Annotated in this window: 1 protein-coding gene; it reads right to left on the bottom strand. The window is 28.3% G+C overall.

The window, feature by feature from the left end:
• A partial coding sequence (locus tag TCEL_RS00050; RefSeq protein WP_040683648.1) for a hypothetical protein occupies positions 1–242 on the bottom strand: 242 nt, incomplete at its 3' end.
• Positions 243–508 lie beyond the last annotated feature (266 nt).

The raw sequence follows: 508 nt of genomic DNA, 5'->3' as shown, positions 1-508 counted from the left end.
TCATACAGTGCCGCTTGACAGTATCTTAAATAATTTTCAATCTCCAATGCATTTAATTTTTGTACTTCTTTACCCTTCCTTACTAACGACTGATACACTTCATTCTTTGTATCTATATCTAATTTTGCATATCTATCTATTAAATTTTCTATTTCCTTAACATATACCCTTTTCTTTTTATCACTAATTTGTAATTTAATTAATTTGTCATTTAAACTCTTCAATATAGCTACAATCTGCATATTTTCACCCCATCATCTCTAGAGTAATTTACAATCAAATTTACTTAATATTATAAAAATTAACAGGAATGGTTAAATAATATTTTAAACCATTCCTGTATTTTTTTCAATTGTTATTTGCTATTTTTTAACAGTGCTGACATTGTAACATAACAAGCTGCTAATATAATTCCCCAGGCTACTATCATAAAAGCAAGAGCTCCACCTGACATAATACCCCTCCTATCTCACAACAATAACTTTTCCTGCTTCTATTTCTTCTGCAT

This window comes from Thermobrachium celere DSM 8682 (assembly GCF_000430995.1).
GTDB lineage: Bacteria > Bacillota > Clostridia > Clostridiales > Caloramatoraceae > Thermobrachium > Thermobrachium celere.
This window is presented reverse-complemented; position numbering and strand designations above follow the sequence as displayed.